This is a genomic window from Sulfitobacter sp. GN1-4, from assembly GCF_055693825.1.
This window is the reverse complement of the sequence record NZ_JBVFUQ010000003.1, coordinates 2,524,203-2,549,171: the sequence shown is the minus strand read 5'-3', so window position 1 is coordinate 2,549,171 and position 24,969 is coordinate 2,524,203. Positions and strand designations below refer to the sequence as shown.

At 60.7% G+C, this 24,969-nt stretch carries 19 protein-coding genes and 2 pseudogenes; 9 read left to right on the top strand and 12 right to left on the bottom strand.

Annotated features, from left to right (window positions below; translation table 11 throughout):
* Nucleotides 1–7: 7 nt before the first annotated feature.
* Both ACZ1HM_RS13225 and ACZ1HM_RS13220 read left to right on the top strand, forming a co-directional pair.
* Nucleotides 8–1,525, top strand: a complete 1,518-nt coding sequence (locus ACZ1HM_RS13225) for an NAD(P)(+) transhydrogenase (Re/Si-specific) subunit beta (RefSeq protein WP_472743182.1) — start codon at nucleotides 8–10, stop codon at nucleotides 1,523–1,525.
* 183 nt (nucleotides 1,526–1,708) lie between these two features.
* A complete protein-coding gene (locus ACZ1HM_RS13220) occupies nucleotides 1,709–2,992 on the top strand; it encodes a DUF3422 family protein (protein WP_472743181.1) in 1,284 nt (427 codons plus the stop codon).
* A 214-nt stretch (nucleotides 2,993–3,206) separates the two neighbouring features.
* Here ACZ1HM_RS13220 and ACZ1HM_RS13215 read toward each other — a convergent pair.
* From ACZ1HM_RS13215 to ACZ1HM_RS13205, 3 genes and pseudogenes are all read right to left on the bottom strand, one after another.
* Nucleotides 3,207–4,191: pseudogene (locus ACZ1HM_RS13215) on the bottom strand (ABC transporter permease).
* On the bottom strand, nucleotides 4,184–5,221 hold the full coding sequence (locus ACZ1HM_RS13210) for an ABC transporter permease (protein ID WP_472743180.1): 1,038 nt from the start codon (nucleotides 5,219–5,221) through the stop codon (nucleotides 4,184–4,186). The pseudogene ACZ1HM_RS13215 and the gene ACZ1HM_RS13210 overlap by 8 nt, the downstream one beginning before the upstream one ends.
* A 105-nt stretch (nucleotides 5,222–5,326) precedes the next feature.
* Nucleotides 5,327–7,045 (bottom strand): peptide ABC transporter substrate-binding protein, encoded by a 1,719-nt coding sequence (locus ACZ1HM_RS13205; RefSeq protein ID WP_472743179.1) that lies wholly within the window; start codon nucleotides 7,043–7,045, stop codon nucleotides 5,327–5,329.
* Nucleotides 7,046–7,352: 307 nt separating this feature from the next.
* Between ACZ1HM_RS13205 and ACZ1HM_RS13200 the strand changes: the two genes are divergently transcribed.
* From ACZ1HM_RS13200 to ACZ1HM_RS13180, 5 genes are read left to right on the top strand one after another with little or no spacing between them, the layout of a single operon-like run.
* Nucleotides 7,353–9,185 (top strand): ABC transporter ATP-binding protein, encoded by a 1,833-nt coding sequence (locus tag ACZ1HM_RS13200; RefSeq protein ID WP_472743178.1) that lies wholly within the window; start codon nucleotides 7,353–7,355, stop codon nucleotides 9,183–9,185.
* Nucleotides 9,186–9,188: 3 nt separating this feature from the next.
* Nucleotides 9,189–9,566 carry a bleomycin resistance protein gene (locus ACZ1HM_RS13195; RefSeq protein ID WP_472743177.1) on the top strand — a complete coding sequence of 126 codons (378 nt, stop codon included), beginning with the start codon at nucleotides 9,189–9,191 and terminating at the stop codon, nucleotides 9,564–9,566.
* Complete coding sequence (argE, locus tag ACZ1HM_RS13190) at nucleotides 9,563–10,726, top strand: acetylornithine deacetylase (protein ID WP_472743176.1); 1,164 nt, start codon at nucleotides 9,563–9,565, stop codon at nucleotides 10,724–10,726. Before ACZ1HM_RS13195 ends, argE begins: the two co-directional genes overlap by 4 nt.
* A gap of 8 nt (nucleotides 10,727–10,734) precedes the next feature.
* On the top strand, nucleotides 10,735–12,075 hold the full coding sequence (locus ACZ1HM_RS13185; protein ID WP_472743175.1) for an NAD(P)/FAD-dependent oxidoreductase: 1,341 nt from the start codon (nucleotides 10,735–10,737) through the stop codon (nucleotides 12,073–12,075).
* Between the two features lie 14 nt (nucleotides 12,076–12,089).
* Entirely contained in the window at nucleotides 12,090–13,256 is a 1,167-nt protein-coding gene (locus ACZ1HM_RS13180) for a M20 aminoacylase family protein (protein WP_472743174.1), read from the top strand.
* Nucleotides 13,257–13,368: 112 nt separating this feature from the next.
* Here ACZ1HM_RS13180 and ACZ1HM_RS13175 read toward each other — a convergent pair whose 3' ends face one another.
* Complete coding sequence (locus ACZ1HM_RS13175; protein ID WP_472743173.1) at nucleotides 13,369–14,202, bottom strand: DUF3179 domain-containing (seleno)protein; 834 nt, start codon at nucleotides 14,200–14,202, stop codon at nucleotides 13,369–13,371.
* A 181-nt stretch (nucleotides 14,203–14,383) separates the two neighbouring features.
* Nucleotides 14,384–14,737, bottom strand: a complete 354-nt coding sequence (locus ACZ1HM_RS13170; RefSeq protein WP_472743172.1) for a hypothetical protein — start codon at nucleotides 14,735–14,737, stop codon at nucleotides 14,384–14,386.
* A 200-nt stretch (nucleotides 14,738–14,937) separates the two neighbouring features.
* Here ACZ1HM_RS13170 and ACZ1HM_RS13165 point away from each other — a divergent pair.
* A pseudogene (locus tag ACZ1HM_RS13165) lies at nucleotides 14,938–16,103 on the top strand (M20 aminoacylase family protein).
* Between the two features lie 36 nt (nucleotides 16,104–16,139).
* Here ACZ1HM_RS13165 and ACZ1HM_RS13160 read toward each other — a convergent pair.
* From ACZ1HM_RS13160 to moaA, 3 genes are read right to left on the bottom strand one after another with little or no spacing between them, the layout of a single operon-like run.
* On the bottom strand, nucleotides 16,140–17,324 hold the full coding sequence (locus tag ACZ1HM_RS13160) for a glycosyltransferase family 4 protein (protein ID WP_472743171.1): 1,185 nt from the start codon (nucleotides 17,322–17,324) through the stop codon (nucleotides 16,140–16,142).
* Nucleotides 17,324–18,604, bottom strand: coding sequence for a 3-deoxy-D-manno-octulosonic acid transferase (locus tag ACZ1HM_RS13155; RefSeq protein WP_472743170.1), 1,281 nt, complete (start codon nucleotides 18,602–18,604; stop codon nucleotides 17,324–17,326). The genes ACZ1HM_RS13160 and ACZ1HM_RS13155 overlap by 1 nt, the downstream gene beginning before the upstream one ends.
* A gap of 6 nt (nucleotides 18,605–18,610) precedes the next feature.
* Nucleotides 18,611–19,615, bottom strand: a complete 1,005-nt coding sequence (moaA, locus tag ACZ1HM_RS13150) for a GTP 3',8-cyclase MoaA (RefSeq protein WP_472743169.1) — start codon at nucleotides 19,613–19,615, stop codon at nucleotides 18,611–18,613.
* 64 nt (nucleotides 19,616–19,679) lie between these two features.
* Here moaA and ACZ1HM_RS13145 point away from each other — a divergent pair, with 64 nt between their 5' ends.
* A complete protein-coding gene (locus ACZ1HM_RS13145) occupies nucleotides 19,680–20,234 on the top strand; it encodes a hypothetical protein (RefSeq protein ID WP_472743168.1) in 555 nt (184 codons plus the stop codon).
* A gap of 195 nt (nucleotides 20,235–20,429) precedes the next feature.
* Here the strand turns inward: ACZ1HM_RS13145 and ACZ1HM_RS13140 are convergent, their stop codons facing one another.
* Genes ACZ1HM_RS13140 through glmU form a run of 4 tightly spaced genes read right to left on the bottom strand, consistent with a single transcriptional unit; the run spans nucleotide 20,430 to nucleotide 24,831 of the window.
* Nucleotides 20,430–21,110 (bottom strand): DNA alkylation repair protein, encoded by a 681-nt coding sequence (locus tag ACZ1HM_RS13140; protein ID WP_472743167.1) that lies wholly within the window; start codon nucleotides 21,108–21,110, stop codon nucleotides 20,430–20,432.
* The gene (locus ACZ1HM_RS13135; RefSeq protein ID WP_472743166.1) at nucleotides 21,103–21,657 is read right to left on the bottom strand and encodes a pyridoxamine 5'-phosphate oxidase family protein; all 555 of its coding nucleotides are present in this window, start codon (nucleotides 21,655–21,657) and stop codon (nucleotides 21,103–21,105) included. The genes ACZ1HM_RS13140 and ACZ1HM_RS13135 overlap by 8 nt, the downstream gene beginning before the upstream one ends.
* On the bottom strand, nucleotides 21,657–23,477 hold the full coding sequence (glmS, locus tag ACZ1HM_RS13130; RefSeq protein ID WP_472743165.1) for a glutamine--fructose-6-phosphate transaminase (isomerizing): 1,821 nt from the start codon (nucleotides 23,475–23,477) through the stop codon (nucleotides 21,657–21,659). Before glmS ends, ACZ1HM_RS13135 begins: the two co-directional genes overlap by 1 nt.
* The gene (gene glmU, locus ACZ1HM_RS13125) at nucleotides 23,422–24,831 is read right to left on the bottom strand and encodes a bifunctional UDP-N-acetylglucosamine diphosphorylase/glucosamine-1-phosphate N-acetyltransferase GlmU (protein WP_472743164.1); all 1,410 of its coding nucleotides are present in this window, start codon (nucleotides 24,829–24,831) and stop codon (nucleotides 23,422–23,424) included. The genes glmS and glmU overlap by 56 nt, the downstream gene beginning before the upstream one ends.
* Nucleotides 24,832–24,969 lie beyond the last annotated feature (138 nt).

Here is a 24,969-nt window from a genome sequence, read left to right as displayed (position 1 = left end):
CAAGCAGATGGAAAACGCATTTACCATTGCGGCCTACGTTGTTGCGGCCATTCTATTCATTCTGTCGCTGGGCGGTCTGTCCGGCCAGGAAAGCGCAAAGCGCGCGGTGTGGTACGGCATTGTCGGTATGGCGATTGCGGTACTGGCCACGCTGATTGGTCCAGGTGCCGGCCTTTGGCCGCTGTCGATTGTTCTGATCATTGGCGGCGCGGCGGTAGGCTATCAATTGGCCACGCGGGTTGAGATGACCCAGATGCCCGAACTGGTTGCCATCATGCACTCCCTTGTGGGGCTGGCGGCGGTCTTTGTGGGCTTTAACGCTGACATCATGATCAACTACATCGGCAACATCTACGAGGCCGAAGGCCTTGTGATGGGCGCTGTGGGCGAGGATGGCGTCAAAGCCATTGGTCTGCCCAAAGAGATCTATGAGGGGCTGTCCTCATTCGGTCAGCTGATTGCCAAGAAATCATCGGTTGAGATCGGCATTCTGCGGGTTGAGCTGGTGTTGGGCATCTGGATCGGTGCGGTGACCTTCACAGGCTCCGTCATCGCCTATGCCAAGCTGGCAGGCTCTTCCTCCATGCTGCCCTTTGCGGTTGACACAGGGGCCAAGAAGCTGCCGGGCGGGCATTTCCTGAACGCGGGTGCTGCGGCGCTGTCGGTGCTGTTGTTGATCATCTACCTGTCGGGGAGCGGATCCTGGGCGCTGGTGCTGTTGACGCTGGCGGGGCTCTTTATCGGCTACCATCTGATCATGGGCATCGGCGGGGCGGACATGCCTGTCGTGGTCTCCATGCTGAACAGCTATTCCGGCTGGGCGGCGGCGGCCATCGGGTTCAGCCTTGGCAATGACCTCTTGATCGTGGTGGGCGCGCTTGTGGGCTCCTCCGGTGCGATCCTGTCCTACATCATGTGTAAGGCGATGAACCGGTCCTTTGTGTCCGTGATCCTGGGCGGCTTTGGCGGCCCTGCGGGTGAGCAGATGGCGGTTGAGGGCGAACAGATCGCCATTGAAGCGGACGGCGTTGCCACGGCCCTGAATGAGGCCGACAGCGTTGTGATCATCCCAGGCTACGGCATGGCGGTTGCACAGGCGCAGGGCGCGGTATCAGAGCTGGTGAAAAAGCTGCGGGCCAAGGGCAAGAACGTGCGTTTCGCCATTCACCCCGTAGCGGGCCGTTTGCCGGGGCACATGAACGTGCTGCTGGCCGAAGCCAAGGTGCCTTACGACATCGTGCTTGAGATGGATGAGATCAATGACGACTTCCCTGAGACGGATGTGGCCATTGTGATCGGCTCAAACGACATCGTGAACCCCGCCGCACAAGACGATCCCAACAGCCCCATCGCCGGGATGCCGGTGCTGGAATGCTGGAAGGCCAAGCAGGTCTTTGTGTCCAAGCGTGGCCAGGGCACAGGCTATTCCGGGATCGAGAACCCCTTGTTCTTCAAAGAGAACACGCGGATGTTCTACGGCGATGCAAAGGCATCCTTGGACAAGTTGTTGCCGATGATCGACTAAGGTCGAGGCTATGAAAAACAACGAAACGCCCTGCCGATCTGGCGGGGCGTTTTGCGTTTGAAAACGGGTGTGTCCGCAAGTTGCATACAATTGTATTCCATTAACCTATTGAAAATAATAAAATATTTGAAATTGCTGCAGATGCATCCTATGTAACTGCGTAAGTAAGTAGAAAGCCGCCCCATGGTCCCGATCAAAGACTACCCCCAGCGCTATGCCCTGACAGGTGAGCTGCACGCGCGGCCTTTCCCGTCGTTGGAGGCACCATCGACGGCGATTTTTCTGGCCATCAAACAGCCCGAGGATGCCGCCCACCGCGACAAGCGGGCTGATCTGCAGCACCTGACGGTACTGCTGGATCACTACGGTGCACCGCGCCCTGATCCGGAGGCCACGCATTACTACGGCGAGATGGGCAAGTACTGGCTGAAATGGGAACAACACACTGAGTTTGTGACCTATACCGTCTTTCGCGATGATATGAGCGACCGGGCCTTTGACCCCGACGAATTTGAAGTCTTTCCCGACTATTGGCTCAACGATGCACCCGGCGCACGCATCACCTCTGCGCTGTTGCGGATCATGCCCAAGCCCGCCACGGAGGCTGAGATCAATGACCAGCTGAGCGATTGGTTTGTGCCAGAAAGCCTGGCTGTTGCCTCGGTGCTGGAAGGGGCGGCTGTGGTGGCAACGGACTTTCGGATTGATCCTGCGGGCCATCTGCGGATTGCGCTGTTCAAGAACGACAGCACCGGCGCGCGGCGTACGGGGCGCATCGTGCAGCGGCTGTGCGAGATTGAGACTTATAAATCCGCCTCGATGCTGGGCTTTTCCATGGTCCGCTGGCTTGCACCGCAGCTCAATGAACTTGACACCAAACTGACCGACTTGATGGCGCAGATGCGCGGCCCCGCGTCCAAGGCCGAAGACACGCTGCACAAGCTTTTGGACATCTCCGTTGAGCTGGAGACGCTGGAGGCCAAAACCGCCTTCCGCTTTGGCGCAACGGGTGCCTACCAAGCCATCGTTGACCAACGCATCCAGGTGCTGCGCGAGGTACGCTTTCAAAGCCGCCAGGGCTTTGCCGAATTTATGATGCGCCGCTATGAGCCGGCGATGCGAACCGTGCAGTCTTCTGAGAACCGCCTGAAGACCATGGCGGCACGGGCCATTCGCGCCGCCGAGCTATTGCGCACAAGGGTCGATGTGGAACGCTCTGCCCAGAACCAAGAGATTTTGGCCAGCATGGACAAACGCGCCGATCTGCAACTGCGGCTGCAAAAGACCGTTGAAGGGCTGTCAGTCGTGGCAATCAGCTATTACGCGGTGTCTCTGGCGGGCTATGTCCTCTATCCGGTGGCAGAGGCGACCGATATCAGCAAAGGCGTGCTGCAAGCGGCTGTGACGCTGCCTGTGGTGGCCGCTGTGTGGTGGATGGTGCGACGATTGCGCAAACACCTGGGCTAGGCCGGCGCGCGCCCAGGCTAGCGGCTTTTGTGTGGTGAGGCTGCTTTTGAGTTATAGAGGAAAGATGAAGCGACACCGTCCCGCTTCATCTTTCTTCTATAACTTAAATCTGAACCCTCAGCGGGTGCGACCGCCAGTGTTCAATCCCTAAGGACCCAAAGAAAAAGGAGCGACTTTTGCCGCTCCTTTTGTCGTTCTCATCTGGCGCGCGGGCCTAGCGTCCGCGGATGCGTGGGTCCAAGGCATCGCGCAGACCGTCGCCCAGGTAGTTCACGCTTAGCACGGTGAGGGAGATGGCGATGCCGGGCAGGATCACCCGTTCGGGGAAATCCTGCATCCGTTGTACGGCATCGGCCAGCAGTTTGCCCCAGGTGGGGAAGTCAGACGGGAAGCCCACGCCCAGAAAGCTCAGCGCAGATTCGGTGATGATCGCCGTGGCCAGACCCAAGGTGGCTGAGACCATGATGGGGGAGATCACGTTGGGCAGCAGATGCCGGCGGATGATCTTGCCGCTGGTTGTGCCGATGGAGCGTGCGGCCAGGATGAATTCGCGTTCTTTCAGCGCCAGGATATCGCCGCGCACGATCCGGGCGGTTTGCATCCAGCTGGTCAGTCCGATGATGCCCACGATCAGGATGAACATGCCTCCTTCGGGCCCGAAGCGCGAATTCAGCGGCTGGCGGAAGAGGGTAACAGCCAACAACGTCAGCGGCAGGATTGGCAGAGACAGCACCAGGTCGGTGAAGCGCATCAGCATGAAATCAAGCCGCTTGAAGTAGCCCGACAGCACGCCGATGGCGGTGCCGATAAAGAGCGCCAGGCCCATGGCCGTCCAGCCCACCGCCATGGAGACACGTCCCCCTGCAATCATCTGTGCCAGGATATCGCGCCCCAGCTGATCGCTGCCCGGGGTGGGTCCAACCGGCCTTGGCCTCAGGATCCCACAGCAGGGTGTAGATCGGGCGCCAGTCTTTGTTGCGAATGTTCAGCGCTTTGGGGTCCACGTCCCAAAGGAAGGGCCCCAGCAAAACGCCGAGGGTGATAAAGAGCAAAAAGCCCCCGCCAAAAACCGCGCCTTTGTGTTTGCGGAATTGGTCCCAAACGTCGCGCCACTGGCTGCGCGGTGGTTTTTGCGGCTCTTTGTCGGTGAGCGCGCCAAAGGTTTCCACCTCATCGGGGGTGGTGGCTTGATCAGTCATAGCGGATCCTCGGGTCGAGAAGGCCGTAGAGAATGTCGGCGATGAGGTTAAAGAGCACGATCAGGATCGCAAAGATGAAGGTCAGCGTCATGACCATGGGCAGGTCATTGGCAAAAAGCGCGGTGAGCAAGAGCTGCCCGATGCCGTTCACCTTGAACACGTTTTCGGTGATGATTGCGCCGCCAAAGATCGCGGGCATGCCAAGGGCAATCACGGTGACCACGGGGATCATCGAGTTGCGCAGAACATGCACGGTAACGACGACGCTTTCGCGCAGGCCCTTGGCGCGGGCGGTGCGCACGTAGTCCTGGTTGAGATTGTCCAGCATCGCGCCGCGCATATACCGGCTGATCTGGGCGGTGGTTTGCAGTGCCAGCACCATCACCGGCATGATCATCTGGAAGAACTGTATTTTGAAACTTTCCCAATCGTTGACCACATGGGTGGTGTCATAGATTGAGGGCAGCCAGCCCAGCGTGACCGAGAAGATCACAATCAGCAGTGGGCCGGTGAAGAAAGGCGGGATCGAAAAGCCGATCATCGTGATGAACGTCCCGGCCTGATCAAAGACGGAATAGTGTCTGTAGGCTGAATAGACGCCGATCGGGATGGCGATCAAGATGCCCACCAGATAGGCCAGGCCGACCACCCAGAGGGTCTGGGGCATCCGCTGGATGACGATGTCCATCACGGGTGAGCGTGTCTGCCAGGAGATCACGCGCAGTTCACCTTGATAAAAGCTGGTGTCGGGCAGCCAGCCCAGAAGGGTGCTGGAGTTGGTCAGCCAATCAATGAAAATCTTGGGTTCGATCCAGAAGAACTGGATGAGCCATTTGTAGTATTGCACATACCAGGGTGCGCCGAGGCCCAAGGCTTCGCGCATCTTTTGCTTGACGTCGGGAGGGACGGTCAGTGGCACCTGGGCCATCGGGTCGCCAGGGGCGAGCTGCAGCAGGCCAAAGATGACCAGGCTGATGAACAAGAGCGTCGGGATGGACAGGATCAACCGTCGGAACGTGAAGGTCAGCATCAAAGGTGCCCTAGGATGAGAGGGGGATGTGGTGCAAGCTGCGCCAGCGCGGCGCAGCTTGCGGGGTGGGAAAGCGGGTGCGCCGCTCAGGGCGCACCACAGCCTTTATTCCACGCGGTACCAGTCTGCGATGTTCCACAGCTCAGAGTCCCAAACGTTGAGTTTGATCCCCATCAGGCTGCTGGCATGTGCAGACACACGACCACGGTTGACCAGTGGCACGATTGTCATCGTGTCGGAGGTCAGCATCGCGTTCATCTTCTTGGCAATCTCGGCGCGTGCGTTGATGTCCTGGGTTTGAGCCAGCTCATCAATCATGGCGTCATAGGCCGGATCGCAGAAGCGGTTGATGTTTTCACCCTGCCACTGGCTGGCTGGCTTTGGCTCATTGCCGCAGCGGTAGGCCGCCAGATACTGCTGTGGGTCTGTCCCAGAGAAGGTGTTGGCGTACATTTCAACGTCCGCATAGAACTTCTGGAAGGTGTCAGGCGAGCCTGGGTCACCACCAAAGAACACGGATGCATCGAGGTTGCGCAGCTCTGTTTCAACACCGATCTGGTTCCACCAGTCTTTGATCAGCGCCTGGAAGTCCTGACGCACAGCGTTTGTGGACGTCTGGTACAGGATGGAAAGCTTGACGCCGTCCTTGTCGCGCACACCGTCGCCGTCGCTGTCAACCCAGCCCGCTTCGTCGAGCAGCGCGTTCGCACCGGCGATGTCTTGGGTCAGGCAGTCGGTGTTGCCGGACGCATAGATCGCTGGGGCAGGCACCAGATCGCAGGTTGGTGTACCGGCAGGGCCATAGCCCACTTCGGTCAGGATGTTGCGGTCCAGAGACATGGAGAGGGCGCGGCGCACCTTCTCATCGCTCAGGAACGGGTGGGGTTCCGCAACGGTGGAGCGTGTCTCAGCAGGCAGATCCGGGGATGGGTTCGTCAGGTTCATTTCCAGACGCTCAACCAGCGGACCGAAGCCAGCGACAACGGAGCCTTTGCCGCCTTCTTCCATTTTGCTGATCACTTCTGGTGCCAGCTGCAGGTTCCAGGCGTAGTCAAATTCGCCCGTTTCCAGCACGGAGCGGCCAGCGGCCAATGCGTCACCGCCGCCTTTGAAGGTCACGGATGCGAAGGCTGGCTTGCCTGCTTCACGGTAGTTTTCGTTTGCCGCATAGGTGATCACGTCGTTTGGACGGAACTCTGTTACGGTGAACGGACCGGTGCCAATTGGGTTAAAGTTGGCTTCTGTACACTCAGGCGCCTTGGCACCGAGGCAGTCCGCAAACTGAGCGGCCTGGATGATGGGCGACTGGGCACCAACAAAAGGACCGTAGGGGTTTGGTTTTGGACCAGTGAAGGTGACCTTCACGGTCAGATCGTCGATCACGTCGACAGAGGCCACACCGTCAAAGAATGCAGCCTGCGCGCAGCCGCCTTCGGGGTGCATGCAGTAATCGGCTGAGAATTTGACGTCCGCTGATGTCACGGGTGTGCCGTCAGACCACAACAGGCCGGACTGCAGCGTCCATGTGATGGAGGTCAGGTCTTCGGAGACGCCACCGTTTGCCACTGTTGGCACATCTGTCGCGAGCCATGGCACAAGTGCGCCGGTTTCGTCGTAGCGGGCCAGCGGCTCAATCACCAATGACGAAGATTCGATGTCCTTTGTCCCGCCGGACAAGAACGGGTTCAGGATGGAGGGCGCTTGCCAATAGATGATTTTGACATCGCCATCGCGGCCACGCTCACCTGAGTGGCCATCGGCGAGAACCATTGGCGTCAGAGCGGTCGTCGCGATTGCCCCCATGAGTAGGGTTTTCAACTTCATAATACTCTCCTTGTTGGACACATTTTGCAGTGCCACATATTTGGGCAGACATTGCCTGCCCGGTTTCGTCACACCGGGGGCACTTTAAGAAAACCAGCTAACGCAACGTAATGGCGTGATAATGTGGTGAACTTTCAGCGGACCCCCAGAGCGCATGCCTGCAATGACAACAGGTTTTGGCCAAATTGCAAGCCCAGAGATTGTCCGGCGCGAATTTTGCCTCACAAACAGGCAACTCGGTTTGACCTGTGCCCGCTTTGGCCCTAGCGTCTGCGGGATAACGCTGAAAAATGCGACAGGGGACCTCATGCTAGATCAGACAACCACCGCACCCATTGCGCAAATCCAAGGGCTTCGTGTCGAATTTCAAACCAAGGATGGCCCAGTTGTTGGGGTTGAGGATGTCAGTTTTGATATCAACCCCGGCGAGACGGTTTGTGTGGTGGGTGAATCAGGCTCGGGCAAGTCGGTGTCATCGCTGTCGCTGATGCGTTTGGTGGAATACGGCGGCGGTGAAATTGCCAACGGCAAGCTGCTGTTTGACCGGGCAGAGGGATCGCAGATCGATCTGGCCCAGACCCCGACCAACGACATGCGCCGCATCCGCGGCAATGAAATCGGGATGATCTTTCAGGAGCCGATGACCGCGTTGAACCCGGTGTTCACTGTGGGCCGGCAGATGACAGAAGGGCTGCGCCTGCACAAAGGCATGAACCGCGCCCAGGCCGAGGCGCGCGCGCTGGAGCTGTTGCGCCAGGTGCGCATCCCCGAGCCTGAGCGCCGCCTGCGCCAGTATCCGCATGAACTGTCGGGTGGGATGCGCCAACGTGTGGTGATTGCCATGGCCCTGGCCTGTGAGCCGCGTCTGTTGATCGCGGATGAGCCTACGACCGCGTTGGATGTGACCATTCAGGCCGAGATCCTTGCCCTGATGGACCGTTTGAAGCGCGAAACCGGGACGGCGGTGATGTTCATCACCCACGACATGGCGGTTGTGGCCCAGATGGCGGACCGTGTGGTTGTCATGTTCCGGGGCAACAAGGTTGAGGAAGGCACGGTTGAGGAGATCTTTGAGAACCCGCAGCATGCCTACACCAAGGCGTTGTTGGCGGCGGTGCCCAAGCTGGGTGAGATGACGGGCAAAAAGTACCCTGAACCGATGAAGCTGTTGGGGCGCGACAACAAAGAGATCAAACCCATCGAGGGCAAGGAAGAGGTTTTGCTGAGCGTCAAAAACCTCACCACCCGGTTCCCGGTAAAGGGCGGTTTTTTCCGGCGCACGGTGGCGAATGTACACGCGGTGGAGGATCTTTCCTTTACCATCAACAAGGGCCAAACGCTGAGCCTGGTGGGCGAATCTGGGTGCGGTAAATCCACGGCGGGGCGGTCGATCTTGCGGCTGGTAGAGCCGATGTCGGGTGAGATTAACCTGGGCGGCAAGGACATCATGGCGATGAGGCAGGGTCAGCTGCGCGAGGCGCGGTTGGACATGCAGATGATCTTTCAGGATCCTTTTGCCTCGCTCAATCCGCAGATGCAGCTTGCCGATCAGGTGGCCGAACCCATCCACAACTATGGCACGCTCAAAGGCAAGGCGGTCACGGACCGTGTGGAGATGCTGTTTGACCGGGTGGAGCTGCCGCGCAGCTTCATGCGCCGCTTTCCGCATGAACTGTCTGGCGGGCAGCGTCAGCGGGTGGCCATCGCGCGCGCTTTGGCGCTGAACCCCAAGCTGATCATCGCGGATGAAGCGGTATCCGCGCTGGATGTGTCAGTGCAGGCGCAGGTTCTGAACCTGATGATGGAACTGCAAGAAGAGATGGAGCTGAGCTTTCTCTTTATCAGCCACGACATGGCGGTGGTGGAGCGGGTCAGCCATTATGTTGGCGTCATGTATCTGGGCCGCATTGTTGAGATCGGACCGCGTGACAGGGTGTTTGAAAACCCGTTGCACGCCTACACGCAGGCCTTGATGAAGGCGGTTCCCATTGCCGATCCGCGCCAGCGCCGGGATGAAAAGGACCTGAACTTCAAGCCGATCCCGTCGCCCATTCATGGCACCAAATACAAGGCCAAGCCGTCTGAATATGTTGAGGTGCACCCCGGTCACCATCTGTTGGTGACCGACAGCGGCTATTGATCCGTGCGCCTAACCCAGATCACGCCGTTTGTACCCTGCACAGGTTTGGAAAAGCAGCTGGGGTTTTACCGCGACGTGTTGGGGTTTGAGGTGGGGTTTCAGGCCGAAAACTATGCCTTCCTGCACCGCGATGCCGCTGCTTTGCGTCTGGTTGAGGTAAGCGCAGCGGTTGATCTGACACACCCCGAGCGCGAGGGGTCATTTTATGTGGATGTCGAAGACATTGACGCGGTTTATGCGCAGATGAAGCCCCAGTTGGATAAATTGCCCGAAGGCCGGGTGCGCGCGCCTTTTGATCAGGACTATGGTCAGCGCGAATTTCATGTGCAGGATGAAGACTGCACTTTGGTGTTTTTTGGTGAAGCAGTGAGGACAGGATGAGCGTTAGGTTATCTCCGCTAGAGATCATGGAGAAGTTGATCAGTTTTCCAACTGTATCCCGGGATACGAACATTCCCTTGGTGGATTGGGTGGCGGAATATCTGGACAGCCATGGCATTGAAAGCCACCGCTATGTCGATCCAGATCAGCCCAAGCACGCGCTTTTCGCGCATGTCGGCCCCTGGGAAGAGGGCGCGATTGTCTTGTCGGGGCATACTGACGTGGTGCCTGTGGACGGTCAGCCCTGGGACACCGATCCGTTTTCTGTCGTGCAAAAGGATGGCCGGTATTACGGGCGCGGCACCTGCGACATGAAAGGGTTTGACGCGCTGGCGCTTTGGGCATTGGTTGAGGGCAAATACACTGGCCTCAAACGCCCGTTGCAGATCGCGCTGAGCTTTGACGAAGAGATCGGCTGCACCGGCGCGCCGCCGATGATTGAAGCGATGCAGCCGGTCCTGCCCAAAGGATCCGCCGCCATCATCGGTGAGCCATCGACGATGCAGGCGGTGACTGGGCACAAGGGCGGCACCGGCTATGACACGCATGTGGTGGGCTTTGAGGTGCATTCATCGCTTTTGCACAAGGGGGTGAATGCCATCATGGCGGGGGCCAAGTTGATTGAATGGGCCAATGAGATGAACACCCGCAACATGGATGCCATACCCAGTGACATCGCGGCGATGTTTGATCCGCCCTTTACCACGCTGCATGTGGGCATGATTTCGGGCGGCACGGCGCATAACATCACGGCCAAGGATTGCCATTTCGCGATGGATTTCCGGGTCGTGCCGGGGGAGGATAAGGACTATTGGTCGAAGGCCTATCTTGACAAGGTGCGTGAGGTAGAGGCCGAGATGCAATCGGTGGTTCCTGAAACGCGCATCGACATTGGCGCGCGCTTTGACGTGCCAGCCCTGCAGCCCGAAACCGATGGTGAGGCGGAAACGCTGGTGCGCCAGTTGACGGGGGACAATGCCAGCCACAAGGTCAGCTATGGGACCGAGGCAGGCCAGTTCCAAGAGGCGGGCTATTCCGCCGTCATCTGCGGGCCTGGCGATATTGCCCAGGCGCATCAGCCCAACGAATTTATCGAAGTCTCCCAGTTCAACGCGGGCCATGATTTCATGAAAAAGCTTGTCGCGCGTTTGGCCGCCTGACGATCGTTATGGAACGCTTCCCGATTTCGCACACCACGCCGGCGATGTATGGCGGGACGCCGCCTGCGGCATCTGAGGTGGTGGTGATCGGCGGTGGGATCATTGGTGTTTGCACAGCGATCTATCTGGCGCAGGACGGCCATCAGGTGACGTTGCTGGAAAAGGGCCGCATCGCGGGCGAGCAATCTTCGCGCAACTGGGGGTGGATCCGCCAGCAGAACCGGGATGCGGATGAGCTGCCGATTATGATCGAAGCCATCGCGCGCTGGAAAGAGCTGGCCGCGCAGACAAACATCGATATCGGCTTGCGGCAGACGGGGGTGACCTATCTGACGGCCTCAGAAAAGCGGCTGAAGGGGTTTGAGGCCTGGCTGCCGGTGGCAAAGGCGCATGGGCTGGACACGCGCATGATCACCGGGCTTGAGGCATCGCAGATGTTTGCGGGCATTGCCCAGCCGGTTTTGGGCGGGCTGATGACCGCCCCTGATATGCGGGCCGAACCGGCGCTTGCTGTGCCTGCGCTGGCGGGGATCGCGGTGCGCGCAGGGGCGCGGCTGATTGAGGGCTGTGCGGTGCGCACGCTGGATATTGCGGCGGGGCGTGTCAGCGGGGTGGTTACGGAACGCGGGCTGATCAAAACCAACGCTGTTGTGCTGGCCGGTGGGGCGTGGTCATCGCTCTTTTTGCGCAACCACGGCGTTGATCTGGCGCAGCTGTCGGTGCGTGAAAGCGTGCTGGCCACGCAGCCTTTGCCGCAGGTTCACGAGGGTGCCGCGTCGCATGATGGGGTGGCCTTTCGGCGGCGTTTGGACGGCAGCTATACGCTGGCCCCGTCGGGGGTGGCTGAGCTTTACGTGGGCCCGGATGCCTTTCGCGCCTTGCCTAAATACCTGCCGCAACTCAAACGCGCGCCGTTTGAGCAGACCTATCTGCCTGCCGCCCCTGAGGGGTTTCCAGATGCCTGGCGCACACCGCGGCGTTGGACGGGGGAAGAAACCTCTCCCTTTGAGCGGATGCGTGTGTTGGATCCAAAGCCCAACAAGCGGCAGATGAAACGGCTTTTGGCAGGCTTTGCGGCGCTCTTTCCGGGGCTGCCTGCGCCCCAGGCCCGCACCAGCTGGGCGGGGATGATCGACACCATGCCCGATATCGTGCCGGTAGTGGATCATTGTGCGCAGCTGCCCGGTTTGACGATTGCCACGGGGATGTCCGGGCATGGCTTTGGCATTGGCCCTGGCATGGGGCGCGTGCTGGCCGCTCTTGTGACGGGCCGGCAGACAGGTCACAATCTACATCGTTTCCGGGCAAACCGGTTTGACGACGGGTCCCCCATTATTCTGGGGCCCTGACAGGGAGAAAAGACATGCCAATCAAGAACCGTTTTGCGGAAACGCACGCGGAGATCACCGCGTGGCGCAGGCATCTGCACGCGCACCCGGAGCTGGAATTTGACGTGCACGAAACGGCAGCCTTTGTGGTGGAAAAGCTGCGCAGTTTCGGCATCACCGACATCACCGAAGGGATCGGCAAGACCGGCGTTGTGGCGGTGATCGAAGGGCGGCAGAACACCTCAGATAGGGCCATCGGGCTGCGCGCGGATATGGACGCGCTGCCCATTCTGGAGGCGACAGGCTTGCCCCATGCCTCTACCGTGCCGGGCAAGATGCATGCCTGCGGGCATGACGGGCATACCGCGATGCTGTTGGGGGCGGCGCAATACCTGGCTGAGACGCGGAACTTTGATGGCCGCTGTGTGCTGATCTTCCAACCCGCAGAAGAAGGCGGCGGGGGCGGCAATGAAATGGTCAAAGACGGGATGATGGAGCGCTGGGGCGTGCAAGAGGTCTACGGCATGCACAACATGCCCGGCTATCCCGTGGGGGCCTTTGCGATCCGCAAGGGGGCGCTTTTGGCGGCGGCTGATCAGTTTGAGATCATCATTGACGGGCAGGGGGGCCATGCGGCCGCTCCGCATGAGGCAGTTGATACCAATCTGGCGGCGGCCCATGTGGTGGTGGCGTTGCAAAGCATTGCAGCGCGCAATGTTGATCCGATCAAACAGGTCGTCGTCTCTGTCTGCACCATGCGCAGCGACACCGAGAGCCACAATATCCTGCCGCAGACCGTCAAGCTGATCGGCACGGTGCGGTCTTTGGATGAAGAGGTGCGCGATCTGGCAGAGGCGCGTCTGAAAGACATCGTGACACATACGGCGGCGGCGCTGGGGTGCCGGGCGGATGTGACCTATGAACGCGGCTATCCGGTGACGGTCAATCATGACGCGGAGACGGATATGGCCGCAGATGTGGCCGAAACCATCACCCCCGGCGTTTGGCGCGACACGCCGCCCATCATGGCGGGGGAGGATTTTTCCTACATGCTGAACGTGCGGCCGGGGGCCTATATGATGATCGGCAATGGAGACGGGGCCACCGTGCACCACCCCGAGTATGATTTTAACGATGATGCGATCCCGGCGGGGTGTTCGTGGTACGCCGAGATGATTGAGGCGCGGTTGCCGCTGGGCTGAACGGCGCGCGATCTATCCCTGCGGGGCGTGGCGTCGGGGGATGGTGTCATCTGAGGGCTGTGGCACACCCTGTCGGTGCGGTGCGGTGCGGTGCGGTGCGGGATGGCGTTTGCTATCCTTGCCAAAGCAATGTGCCGGGGTGGAACTGGGACCAGGCAAACCAGAACGCCTGATGGCTGCCAAGGTCTTGGCCCGCCGCATCAACCGCGCGGATGCCGCCGGCATCCAGCCGCAGGCGTACGTTCTCAACCGCAATCGTGCCGCCGCTGCGCAGGGTCAACAGTGCCTTGCTGCGCTGGAAGGCCACGGGTTTGCCTGAGGCGGTCACCACGCCAATGATGTCTTCATGCACGGGCAAACGCGGATCAACATCCCCCACAGGAAAGATCGGGCCGCCAGCATCGCGCCCATTACGAAAATCAAAGTCGCGGCCCAGGGCAAGCGCCTCAATCAGGACGGTGGTGTTGGGGTGCTCTTTTTTCCAGGTGCCCCAATCGGTGGTGATCACGCTGGCCTGTTGCAATTGCACGCCGCGTTTGGCCAAAGGCCCGGTCACGGCTTTGCCCAGGAAGGTGTCAAAAACGGAATAGGTTTCAACATCATACATCACCTTGTTCGAGCGGATCAGCAGGCCCGTGGTGCGCAAGACGGGGCGTTTGACGCCAGCGGGCAAACGATCCGTGAAGTAGGCCTGTGCCGCCCCGCAGAGGGTGCAATAGGGTATGCCCAGATCCCGCCCGCCCAGGGTGTCATTGACCATCTCGCGGACTTCCATGATGCGGCGCGGATAGGCGCGGGCCTCACCGTTGATTTCAATCCCGAAAACGATGTCATCGTCTTTGAGCCAGGTTGCCTCAGCCGCGCTGCTGACCTCTGGGTTGTCCGCGGCGGGGATGCAGTTGCAGGCCTCATCGGTTTTATCAAAGGGACGGTCATCAATGACCACGCCGCCCCATGACACGAGGCGCCAATCAATCTGACCTTCGACAAAGATCTGTTCCCAGCCGGGAATGATGTTGGTGAAGATGGAGCGTTTGGCGGCCAGGTAGTTGGGCGGCGCGGGGATGTCCCAGGCGATCAGGTGATCGGTTATGATGCCCTATGGGTTTTGGCGCGGGGGCTCAATCTCAAGCAGGGTGGCAGACGCCTGGCCCAACTGCGTGCTGAGCTGTGCGCCGGGTGCGAAGCGCAAAAGATCGGCCAGGATCCAGTGCCAGACGCGGATCCTCAGAGGCGGCGATCCGGTCCAGTGCGATGCTTTGGTCTGGCCCCCATTGGCCATCCTCAAAGATCTGAAATGCCACCGTTTGCACGGCGGCCTGCACCTCAGCCTCCAGCGCGCCCGTGGGGATGGCGGGCGGGGTGCCAAATTCTTGAGTGACATAATCCAGCTGGCTGTCTTGCGCGGTGGCGCAGCTGGCCAGCAGGCTGGCAACAAGTACGGTGGCCAGCAGGCGGATCAGGTTTTGCGGCAAGGCCATCGGCGGCTCCTTTTCAGATCGTATCGGGGGTGTTCCCCGGCTGGCCGCAGGGTGCGGCAGGGCGGCGCATATGGCCAATCACGCCTTATCAGGAAAGGGTGAGCATCTGTTTCAGCCGCCTTTTCTCAAACCGCCCTTTCGCCTGTCTTGGCCGCGTACTAGGTATGGGGGCAACTGTTGCCATTCCTGAAAGGACGACCATGCCCGTAAAGAACCGCTTCGCCGAATTGCATGAAGACATCACCGCGTGGCGGCGCGATCTGCATGAACACCCCGAAATCCTGTTTGAAACCCACCGGACCTCAGCCACGGTTGCAGAAAAACTGCGCGCCTTTGGCTGTGATGAGGTGGTTGAAGGCATCGGGCGCACGGGCGTTGTGGGTGTGATCAAAGGCAAGGCGGATACATCTGGCAAGGTGGTGGGCTTGCGGGCGGATATGGACGCTTTGCCGATCCATGAAGAAACCGGGGTGGCCTATGCCTCCAAGACACCCGGTGCGATGCATGCCTGCGGCCATGACGGGCACACGGCGATGTTGCTGGGGGCGGCGCAGTATCTGGCCGAGACCCGCAACTTTGATGGCACCTGCGTGGTGATCTTTCAGCCCGCCGAAGAAGGCGGCGGGGGCGGCAAGGAAATGTGTGATGATGGGCTGATGGACCGCTGGGGCATCCAAGAGGTCTATGGCATGCACAATTGGCCGGGGATGCCGACGGGCTCCTTTGGCATTCGCACTGGCCCGTTTTTTGCAGCCACTGATCTGTTGGAGATCGAGGTTGAGGGCCTGGGCGGCCATGCGGCCAAGCCCAATGAGACCATCGACACCACGGTGGTGGCCAGCCACATCGTCACCGCCTTGCAAACGATTGTGAGCCGCAATGCCGATCCGATTGGCAATATCGTGGTGTCGATTACGTCGTTTGAGACCTCATCCAAAGCGTTCAACGTCATCCCGCAAAAGGTGCAGCTGAAAGGCACCGTGCGCACCCTGTCCAATGAGCTGCGCGATCTGGCGGAAAAGCGGGTGAACGAGATTTGCACCGGCATCGCGGCCACCTTTGGTGCTGAGGCCCGCGTCAGCTATACCCGGAATTATCCGGTGATGGTCAACCACCCCGAGCAGACGGATTTCGCGGCAGAAGTGGCCAAGAAGGTTTCAGGCGATTGTGTTGAGGCCCCCTTGGTCATGGGGGAGAAGATTTCGCCTTTATGCTGGAAGAACGCCCTGGGGCCTACATTCTGGTGGGCAACGGCGAAGAGGGCGCGATGGTGCACCACCCGCTTTATAACTTCAACGACGAGGCGATACCGGCGGGCTGCAGTTGGTGGGCCGGGATCGTGGAAGAACGGATGCCCGCAGCGTAACCCGGTCTGATTTGGGTAGATCACGCGCGCATGGCCTTAGGGGCGGTGCGGGGGTTTTCCTGTGTCTGCTGCAAGGCGGTGCGGCACGTTGGTGTTGTGGCGGGGGATGGGGTGGCATTGAGTTTTATTGGAAAGATGAAGCGCGGGGTGTGGGTGCCTTAGCCGTCGGCCAGGAGGCGGCGGTAGAGGGTGGTGAGGGCCTCGGGCTTCGCGGTCGATGTTGAAATGCTCGGTGACGTGGGGGCGGGCTTTGGAGGACCAGTTGGTCAGGTGTTGGGGCGTTGTCAGCGCCTTGTGGATGGCGGTGGCCAAAGCCTCCGCATCGCCGGGGTCGACCAAGGTGCCGGTTTCTGGGGTGACGATCTGGTCAAAGGCACCCACGCGGGTGGCGATGACGGGCACGCCGCAGGCCATCGCCTCAATCGGGGTAAGCCCAAATCCTTCCCAGCGTTGCGGGGCCACGTAAAGATCCAGAATGCGGTACCAATCGGCCATCTGCTCCACCGGGACTTCCGGCAGAAAGTGCATCCGGGCGGCGATGTCTGGACCGCTGGCCTGTGCCTTGGTTTTCAGGGTCTCGAAAAAGGCGCGGTCCTTGTCGACGGCGCGGCCCATCACCAGCGCATGTGCATCGGTGTCTGCAAGGGTCTGCATGACCGCATCTACAAAGACATCGGTGCCTTTGGACGCGCGGATGCGGCCGTAGCAGCCGATGAGAGGGTTTTGTGTTGGGACACCCAGTTTTTGGCGCAAAGCGGCGCGGTCTGAGGCGGGGGAAAACCCATCCAGATCAATGCCGTGCATGATGACCTGGGCCGGAACCTCCAGATAAGAGGCGGTGCGCGCGGAAGTGGCGATGACGGCGTCCATGCGCCGGATGAGCCAGCGCGTCAGGCCGGTTTGTTGGCGTTGCGAGGCGGAGGTGAAGACCAGTTTGAGTTTTTTGCCCAGGAGGTATTTCAGGGCCAGGCCGCCGATCATCTCTGTGTTGCGCCGGGCATGCCAGACGCGCGCGCCCTTGGGGCCGTGCCGCGACAGGGTGATCAGCGCGCGCAGCGGGATTTGGGGCACGTGATCTGGCAAGACGGGGCCGGTGGCCGCGATGGCGATGTCTTGGGCCTGGCGCGGCACCAGGCGCACGACGGTGGATGTGACCCCTGAGAGGCGCTTTTTGAAGTTGGGGGCAATGACATCAAGGGTGTTGGGATCAACCGGAGCCATCACGACAGCCCCAGAGCTTTGATCAGCCGTGCGGCGATGGTGTCGAGCTGGTCTGTCTGTGCCGCTGTGAAGGCCGCAGCGGCGGCCTTGGCCTGGCGTTGTGCGTCCGCGTCGGTGAGAAAGGCGCTGACGCGGTGTGCGAGGTTTGTGCCATCTGTGACAAATCGTGAGGCACCGCGGGCCTCCATGCTGGCAAAGGTTTCTGCGAAGTTGGCAACATGGGTGCCTGAGAACACCATTGCCCCGGCCTGAGCCGCTTCAAAGGGGTTGTGACCGCCAATCGGAAAGAACGAACCGCCCAGGAAGACCACATCGCTGAGTGCGTACCAGGTGCCCAGCTCGCCCAGGGTATCGGCGAGATAGACCTTGCCTGCAGGGTGTTCCCCAAGCGAGCGGCGGGTGTAGCTGAGGCCTGCGTCCTTGATCAGCGCTGCGACCTTGTCACCGCGATCGGGGTGACGCGGGGCCAGGATGAGCGCGGCATCCGGGACATCGCGCAGCAGCCTGCGGTGGGCTTTGAGCACAATCTCTTCTTCGCCCTCATGGGTCGAGGAGGCGACCCACAGCGGGCGATTGGCCAGTGCTGTCTGCGTTTGAGACAACAGAGCCTCATCGACAGGCAGCGGATCTGACATGGATTTCAGGTTGATGCCGCGCGCGACCCGGTCGTTGGGGGCATGCATCTCAACCATGGCTTTGGCCATTTGATCGTTTTGCGTGAGAATAAGCTCAAAGACTTCAAAGAGGTAGCGGGCCAGGGAAGGGTGCTTGCGCCAGCGGGCCTGGGAACTTTCTGACAGGCGGGCGTTCAAAAGCGCCATTTTGGCACCGCTCGCATGGGTGCGGCGCAGCATTTGTGGCCAAAGCTCACTTTCCACAAAGATTGCCGCGTCGGGGTGCCAATGCGCCAGAAAACGCCTGAGCGGCGCAGGGGCATCGAGCGGGGCAAATTGGTGTTGGGTGCGCGGTGGCAGGCGGTTGGCCAAAAGTGCAGCCGAGGTTGCGGTGCCTGAGGTGATCAGGAACTGCGCGGCGGGCAGCGCCACTCCCATGCGCGTGATCAGGGCCAGCACCGACAGGCTTTCGCCCACAGAGGCTGCGTGAAACCAGATGAGCGGCCCCGCGTCGGGGCGGGGTTCTGTGGCATGGCCCAGCTTTTCATAGGCGCGCAGCCTGGGCAGGCCTGCCTGCCTGAGCTTGCGGGTTTCGCTGCGGGCAAAGAACGGCAGCAAAACCAGGCTCGCCCCAACCCAGGCACGGTAGAGTAAGGGCGCGGCCATGGGGGGTTATCCGCCGGTATGGCTCATGTGGCGGGGCATTTGGCCATCCAGCCGCTGGCGGGAATAGTCAAAATCGTGGCCTTTGGGTTTGTGCGAGATGGCCGCGCGAATGGCCTCTTGCAGGCCCGTGTTGCTTTCAGAGGCACGCAGGGGCGCGCGCAGATCGGCCATGTCTTCCTGGCCCAGGCACATATAAAGCTCACCCGTGCAGGTCAGACGCACGCGGTTACAGCTTTCGCAGAAATTATGCGACAGCGGTGTGATAAAGCCGATCTTCTGCCCGGTTTCTTCCAGCCGGACATAGCGCGCAGGCCCGCCGGTGCGTTCGGCAAGGTCGGTGACGGTATAATGCTCCGCATAGCGCGCGCGCACGTCTTTGAGTGACCAGTATTGGCCCAGCCGGTCCTCATTGCCGATGTCGCCCATGGGCATGACTTCGATCCAGGTCAGATCCATGTCGCGCTCAGCACACCAGTTGGTGATGGTGGGCAGCTCTTCTTCGTTGAAGTCTTTGAGTGCGACGGCGTTGATTTTGACCCGCAGACCGGCCTTTTGCGCCGCATCCACCCCGCGCAGCACCTGGGGCAGGCGGCCCCAGCGGGTGATGTCTGCAAATTTCTGCTCATCCAGCGTATCGAGTGAGATGTTCACCCGGCGCACGCCGGCGGCGTAGAGTTGATCGGCGAAGCGTTCCAGTTGGCTGCCGTTGGTGGTGAGCGTCAGTTCCTGCAACGCGCCGCTTTCCAGATGGCGGGTCATGCTGTTGAAAAACGTCATGATATCGCGCCGCACCAGAGGTTCGCCACCGGTGATGCGCAGTTTCTGCACGCCCATGCCGACAAAGGTGGAGCACATGCGGTCCAGCTCTTCGAGGGTCAGCAGCTCTTTCTTCGGCAAGAAGGTCATGTTTTCGGACATGCAATAGACGCAGCGGAAATCGCAGCGGTCGGTGACCGAGACGCGCAGATAGGTGATGGCGCGGGCGAAGGGATCTATGAGCGGTGCTGTCATGGGCCGAACGTATGCGGTGGCTTGGGGACGGGCAAGCGCGATTTGAGCGATTGCAGCGCGAAGTGTGGGGCTTTATCGTGCAGGCATGTTGCGTATCGGGATCATAGGGGGCGTGTTGGCCCTGTCGGCGGGATGTGCCACGATCACATCCCTTGCCGATCGTGTGGGGGGCGGCAGTGCCCCTGAGGTGCAATCGCAAGAGCCGATTGATCCCTTTGTGGATCAACCCGCTGAGGTCAGTGAGACCGTGCTGGCCCCGGCGACCGCCGCGCCGCCACCCCCTGCCACTGCGCAGACCGTGGAGGCATTGGACACCACCACCGCAAGTCAGCGTGCCGCTGCAACCGCCGCACCGGCCGCCCCGGCGGAGAGCTTGGGGACAACCGTGGCCTCGCTGGGTGATCCGACCGAGCCGGGGCTTTGGTTAAAGACCCCCTTGGTGCAGGCGGAGACCCGGGGGCGCGTGACCAACCCCGCGACGGGCAAGTCATCCCCGGTCACCTTGATCCCGCTGGCCGGGCCAGAGACCGCAGGCAGCCGGATGTCCCTGTCGGCCTTGCGTTTGATTGAGGCCTCCCTGACGGAGCTGACGGAAGTTGAGGTGGCTTTGGCGGACTAGGGAGGGGCGCTGCGGGCTTTCCAACCCGGAACGTCAGAGCCACCCTTGATTGACCCTCTGTCTGGCAGCGCGCGGGCCGCTTCCCAAGGAAAATAGCGGTTTCCCAGCAAGCTGGGAGCCTCCGCGATTTGCCTTGGCAACCGCCCCCGCACCGCCCGCCTGATGTTCAAGCAAGGGCGGCTCCGACCCGGAAGATCAGCGCGAAAGGTGGCGCAGGGCTTCTTTCACGGCGAAGGGTTTCATGGCCGCGCTATGGGTGTCGATGAAGGCCGTGACACGCGGGGCGTCGTGTTTGGACAATTCGCGCAGCCACCAGCCGATGGCTTTTTGGATGAACCATTGGTGATCTGGGACCAGCTGGGCGGCCCAGCCCAGGATGCGGTCGCGGGCGTCAAGTTCGGCTGGTTTGGGGTAGTTTTGTTTGGTCCAGGGCAGGGTGCTGACCAGGGCCGCGCGCCGGGTCCACATGTGATCTGATGTGACCCAGGCGGCCACCTGATCCAGCCGCGTGGGATCTGAGACCAGGCGCTTTTGGCCGGCCATCGCGGCGTGATCGGCAATGGCCCAGCTGTCAAAGTCCGGCGTCCAGGAGGCAATCAGATCCCAGGCTGGCCCGTCATCGGGGCGGATGCGCGCCTGGGTGAGCACTTTGGCGGCGGCCAGGCGGGCCTCATAGATGTTGGTGCGCCACAGGCCGTCTGCGATGGCAACACGGGTAGGTGTGTCCAGGCTGCGGCGCCATTCCTTGGTGATGTCGTTGATTTGCGGGTTGGACAGGCCCAGATAGGGGCGATCCGCCTTGTGATAGGACCGCATCCCGGCTGCGCGTTCGGGGTCGGCCAGCGCCTGGAGCTGCGCCAGATAGGGTTCATGCATCTGGATCGCTCAGGATATGTGTGGGCAGACCGTCGATGGTGTGTTGATTGCGTTCTTGCCAGTAGGTGGCGATGCCTTGCGGGCCTTTATCCTCTGCCCAGCCTTTCAGCACTTCGCGGGGACCTTGGTGGTCATAAAAGGGCACCGCGTAGCCGCAGGAGGTTTGTAGCGTCTCAACCGTCATATCATAGATTTGCCGTGCCCCGACGGAAGTAGGAAAGAGCGCGTTGAGATCCGCAAAGGCGGCATCGCGGGGGTGCAGGGTGCGGGCGGTGCCGTAGGCGCGCATGATCATCGGGCGCGTCTCAAAACCGCACCACATCAGCGTCATGCGGTTGTGCAGCGCCAGGTGGGCGGCGGTTTCATTGCCCGAGCCGGTGAGGTTGCGCCAGACGATGCGGTTGGGGCCCATGACCCGCAGGCTGTCCATGCCCTTGGGCGAGATGTTGACACGGCCCTCATCCGCAGCGGTGCCGCAAAAGAACATGTGTTGGGCTTCGATAAAGCTTTGATGATCGGCTGTGATGTGATCGAATTGCTTGCCCATTATTCCACTGTCACGGATTTGGCGAGGTTGCGGGGCTGGTCCACATCCGTGCCTTTGGCGACCGCCGTGTGATAGGCCAGCAACTGCGCGGGGACCGCATAGAGGATCGGGTTCAGGGCATCGGCCACTTTGGGCATTTCAATGGTGTCCCAGACCCCATGGCTGGCCTCTGACAAGCCTTCGGCATCGGAGATCAGGATCACCTTGCCTTTGCGCGCCATCACCTCTTGCATGTTGCTGACGGTCTTGTCGAAAAGCGCGTCTTTGGGGGCCATGACGACCACGGGCACCTCTTCGTCGATCAGGGCGATGGGGCCATGTTTTAGTTCACCCGATGCATAAGCTTCGGCATGTATATAGCTGATTTCTTTTAGTTTCAGCGCGCCTTCATGGGCCAGTGGATACATCTGGCCACGGCCCAGGAACAGGATGTCGCGGGCATTGGCGAGCTTGTAGGCAACTTCGCGGATGGCGGCATTTTGCTCAAGCGCGGTGTTGATGACCGCAGGCAAACCGCGCAGGGCGCTGATGTGATCTGCCATGCCCGCCGCATCCAGATGGCCGCGGTCTTGGGCCGCTTTGAGCACCATGGCAAAGAGCACGGTCAACTGACAGCTGAACGCTTTGGTGGAGGCCACGCCAACCTCAACGCCTGCGTGAATGGGCAGGGCCAGATCGCTTTCACGCGCGATTGAGGATTCCGGCACGTTGATCACAGAGGCGATTTTGTCCGCCTTTTGCGTGCAATAGCGCAGGGCGGCCAGGGTATCGGCGGTCTCGCCTGATTGGCTGACAAAAACCGCCAGCGTGCGGGCCGGGATGGGGGGCTCGCGGTAGCGAAACTCGGAGGCGACATCCACTTCGACGGGCAGCCGGGCGATTTGTTCGAACCAGTATTTGGCCGTCAGGCAGGCCAGATAGGCTGTGCCGCAGGCCACCATGGTCAACCGGTCGATCTTGGAGAAATCGAGCCCCGCGCCAGGCAGCGTTACCGCGCCGTCGGCGTTGATGTAATGGGCCAGGGTGTCGGCCAGAACAGAGGGCTGTTCGGCGATTTCCTTGGCCATGAAGTGTTTGTGGCCGGCTTTGTCGATGCGGGTGGCATCGATCTGGATGGTGCGCACGGGTCGGTTGGCCAGATTGCCCTGGCTGTCGGTGATCTTTGCGCTGGTGCGGGTGATGACGGCCACGTCGCCTTCTTCCAGATAGCAGATCCGGTCGGTGAGCGGGGACAGGGCGATGGCGTCAGAGCCCACGAACATTTCTCCATCGCCATAGCCCACCGCCAGTGGGGAGCCTTTGCGCGCGGCGATCATCAGATCGTCCTCACCGTCGAAAAGGAAGGCCGGGGCAAAGGCCCCGTCAAGGCGGGCCAGCGTCATGCGAGCGGCCTCTTCTGGTGTGGCCCCTTGGGTCATGTGGTGTTGGGTCAGCAGGGCAACGGTTTCGGTGTCCGTCTCGGTGGCGAATTTCAGGCCCACCTCTGCAAGCTCTTCGCGCAGTTCACGGAAGTTTTCGATGATCCCGTTGTGCACAACTGCCACCGGCCCGGCTTGATGCGGGTGCGCATTTGAAACGGTGGGCGCGCCATGGGTGGCCCAACGGGTGTGGCCGATGCCGGATTTACCGGCAAGCGGTTGGTGCACCAGCGCGTCCGACAGATTGACCAGCTTGCCGACTGCACGGCGACGGTCCAGCGTCCCGCTGTTGACGGTTGCGATACCGGCGCTGTCATAGCCGCGATATTCGAGGCGTTTGAGGGCCTCAACCAGGATTGGGGCGGCTTCGTGGTTGCCAAGTACACCTACAATTCCACACATTTTTAACTGCCTCTTTGCATTCTTGCTTTTTGGATTTTAACATATCGAACAATTTCTTGGCCATGCCGGGTTTTTCGACCTGTGGCGCGCGGGCCAGGGCCAGGGCATCGGCCTCCACATCTGAGGTGATCACAGAGCCGCTGCCAGTCAGCGCACCGTCGCCAATTGAAACCGGTGCGACCAGCATGGTGTTGGATCCGATGAAGGCCCCTGCGCCAATGGTGGTGCGGTGCTTCATCACGCCGTCATAATTGCAGGTGATCGTGCCCGCACCGATGTTGCTGGCGGCCCCGATGGTGGCGTCGCCGATGTAGCTGAGGTGGTTGACCTTTGCGCCTTCGGCGATCTGGGCGTTCTTGACCTCAACAAAATTGCCGATGCGCACGTTTTCGGCCAGCTCTGCACCGGGGCGCAGGCGGGCATAGGGTCCAACGGTTGCCCCGCGAGAGACATGGCATCCTTCAAGGTGGGAAAAGGCGCGGATCGTGGCACCGCTTTCGACGGTCACGCCGGGGCCAAAGACCACATTGGGCTCAACCAGGCTGTCGCGGCCAATGACGGTGTCGCGGGCCAGAAACACGGTTTCTGGCGCGGTCAGCGTGACGCCGTTTTCCATCAGCTCAGCCCGCGCCCGCGCCTGAAAGTCCGCTTCGGCCTGGGCCAGCTCTGAGCGGGCGTTGATGCCAACGGTTTCCCAAGCCTCGCAAGTGACGGCGGTGGCCTTGAGGCCCCGGCTGCGTGCGATTTCGACGATATCCGTGAGATAATATTCTTCGGAGGCGTTTTTGTTGTCCACGGCGTCAATCAGATCGAACAACAGTGCGGCGTTGCAGGCCAAGACACCGGAATTGCACAGCGTGATGGTGCGTTCAGCTTCAGAGGCGTCTTTGTATTCCACGATCCGGTCAAGCTGTTGGCCGTCCATGACAAGGCGTCCATAGCGTGCGGGGTCTTTTGCCTCAAACCCCAGAATGACCACGGCGTTCTCGGAAAGCGCGGTTTGCATTTTCTCCAACGTCTGGGGTTGGATAAAGGGTGTGTCGCCGTAAAGCACGATGGCATTGCCGTCAAAGCCCTCTAGCGCCTTGCGGGCCTGCGCCACGGCATGGGCCGTGCCCAATTGCTCGGTCTGTTCAGCCACCTTGATGGTCATGTCATGGGCGAGGGTGACATTGCGCACCGCCTCCGCCCCGTGCCCTGCAACCACAACGGTGCGCGCAGGCTCCAACAAGGCGGCGGCCTCCAGCGCATGGATCAGCATCGGTTCGCCCGCGATCGGGTGCAGAACCTTTGGCAGATCAGAGTTCATCCGGGTGCCTTTGCCTGCCGCAAGTACAATTAGGGCGGTTTTCATGCGCACTCTTTCTTTACTGCTTCTTGGCTTCTCTTTACGCGCTTGTCACAAAGGCGCAAGACTGCGGCCCATCAAACAAGGTTGCGAGTTGCAACATGGGCGGGCGGGCTTTTGCCCATTCAGGACAGGTGAGGGGAG